Source organism: Arthrobacter sp. JCM 19049 (assembly GCF_001310435.1).
Genome location: NZ_BAXF01000341.1, coordinates 1 through 2,375, shown reverse-complemented (window position 1 = coordinate 2,375; position 2,375 = coordinate 1). Strand labels below are relative to the sequence as shown.

The following is a 2,375-nucleotide window of genomic DNA, read 5'->3' as shown; positions in this document are numbered from 1 at the left end:
GGGCACCGTGCTGGAGGCCGCCGAGGAGCTGTGGCCACAGTCGCTGGCCGAGGACTGGGACGCCGTGGGCCTGGTCGCCGGGCGCACCACCGCCAGCGTCAAGAAGGTCGTCTTCGCGGTGGATCCCACCCTTCAGGTCATCGAGGACGCGATCGAGCGCGGCGCGGACCTGCTGATCACCCACCACCCGCTGCTGCTCAAGCCGGTCAACCAGGTGGCCGGCACCAGCTTCAAGGGCGAGGCCATCACCCGGCTGATCGAATCCGGGTGTGCGTTGCTGACCGCCCACACCAACGCGGACAGCGCCATCGGGGGAGTGAACGACGCCCTGGCCGACGCGTTTGGGCTCAGCGACTGCGTGCCGCTGGTCGTCTCGAAGGACGGGCTGCCCGAGGAGGGCCTGGGCCGGGTCGGCTACCTGGAAAAGACCATGACCCTGCAGGACTTCGCCGAACGGGTCTACACCGTGCTGCCGGCCGTGGCCGGCGGCGTGCGGGTGGCCGGGGACCGCAACGCCATCGTGCGCAAGATCGCGCTGTGCGGCGGAGCCGGGGACTCGCTGTTCGAAGCGGTGCGCTCCCATGACGCCGACGTGTACGTCACCGCCGATTTGCGTCACCACCCGGCCAGCGAGGCCCGCGAAGCAGCCGGGGATTCGCACCCCTACCTGGTTGACGTCTCCCACTTCGCCTCGGAGTGGGTGTGGCTCTCCGCCGCGGCCCGTGCCCTGCAGAACGTGTTGCGGGACCTGGGCTTTGCCATCGAGGTGGAAGTCTCCCAAATCAACACCGACCCGTGGGATTTCGTGCTCACGCCGTAGGGTGTGGCAGGCTTTTCGAAGCCCTTGATCATTCCCTTTCCCTCGACGAGCTGGAGCACCCGTGCTGCATCACCTGGAGTTGTGGGTCGCGGACCTTCAGCAGTCAAAGGCCAGCCTGGATGGCTGCTGCAGCGACTGGGCTGCACCGTGCTGGACGAGTGGGCGCACGGGGTGAGCTACGGCCGGGACGGGTTCTACATCGTCCTGGAGTCCGGGCCGGACGTGCTTCCCGGCCGGCACCAGCGGTGCGCTGCGGGGATGAACCATCTGGCGTTGAGCGTTTCGGCCGCCGAGTTCGATCAGGTCACCGAGGACGCGTTGAAACACGGATTCACGCTGCTCTTCGCCGACCGGCACCCGTTCGCCGGTGGCAGCGAGCACAGCGCCGCCTATCTGGAGGACGCGGCGGGCTTCGAAGTCGAACTCGTGGCACAGGACCCGCAGTAGATGCCCGCTGGGCGGCGGCATGGCCAAGGGAGTCAAACAGCGCCCGAACAGGGAAACATCCCTTGTCAGACGGCGCCAAGTGGCCTAGGTTGAAGGTCAACGAAATTCGGCGCCGCACGCAGGCGGTGCCGAATGAAGGCACCGGCAGGGGGCATTCAACGATGAAGGCAATCCACAAGAAGCTCATCGTCGTGGGACTGGGGGCCGTGGTGCTCGGGATCCTGCTTAGCGTCATTGCCCCGGTCATCTTCCAGCCGGTTGCGCTTAACATTGGCCCGAACAGCAATGACCCGCTGATCACCTACACGTTGGGCGCGATCCTCTTGTTCGCCCAGTCGTTCCTGACCCCGTTTGGCGCCACGCTGACCGCGATCGGAGTGGCGCTGCACTGGATGGGGCGCCAGGAGGCCACCGACAAGCAGTCGACTCATGAGGCGGGTGCGGAGCCTGAACCCATTCGGCGGGATGCCGTGCGTCCCAGCGATTCCGACGAGCTGCAGTAGTTCGGCCGGGCTACACCCCGGCGGCGCCTTCGCCGGGGACGTGAACTGGTGGTCCTCGGCCAGCACGATGTTCAGGGCCAGCCCCTTCTTGTCCTCCGATAGGGTCGCGTCCCACCGGGTGTTCGCCAAATCCAGCAGCTCCTGCGCGTTGGCCGGCTCGGTTTCCTGTTCCACCAGGAAGCGGGCGACCTCACCGCGGGTGTGCTTGGCGAAGTGCGACACCACCTTCGGCGTCCCGTTGCGCAGCTGGAAAACGTTGACCGCCACGCTGTTGCCGTTGGACGGCTTATAGGCGGCCGCGTAGGTGCTCGAGCGCGCATCCACGATCAGCTGATCCCCAGCGCGCGCGTCCAGCACCGGGGTCAGGCGCTTCTTCCACCAGCTGGCCAGCTTGCCCATCGGCTCGAGCTTCACGCCCATCGAGAGCCGGTAGGGCGGGATCCGGTCGGCGAAACCCACGGCACCCCACAGCGCGGAGACCACCACGATGGACTCATCGGCCCGCCGCTGCGCGGCGGCACCCAGCGTGGAATACCCCAGGGCCTCGAAGAGCACGCCGGAGTACACGTCATGGGCCTGCGCCGCCGTCACGGTGCAGGGTGATG

At 67.2% G+C, this 2,375-nt stretch carries 3 protein-coding genes; 2 read left to right on the top strand and 1 reads right to left on the bottom strand.

Annotated elements, in window-relative coordinates; translation table 11 throughout:
• Both JCM19049_RS11880 and JCM19049_RS11875 read left to right on the top strand, forming a co-directional pair.
• The coding region (locus tag JCM19049_RS11880; RefSeq protein WP_054821696.1) for a Nif3-like dinuclear metal center hexameric protein at positions 1-820 on the top strand (820 nt) is incomplete at its 5' end.
• A 147-nt stretch (positions 821-967) separates the two neighbouring features.
• The gene (locus tag JCM19049_RS11875) at positions 968-1,267 is read left to right on the top strand and encodes a glyoxalase (RefSeq protein ID WP_279403088.1); all 300 of its coding nucleotides are present in this window, start codon (positions 968-970) and stop codon (positions 1,265-1,267) included.
• 155 nt (positions 1,268-1,422) lie between these two features.
• Here the strand turns inward: JCM19049_RS11875 and JCM19049_RS20610 are convergent.
• A partial coding sequence (locus JCM19049_RS20610; protein WP_279403087.1) for a peroxide stress protein YaaA occupies positions 1,423-2,375 on the bottom strand: 953 nt, incomplete at its 5' end.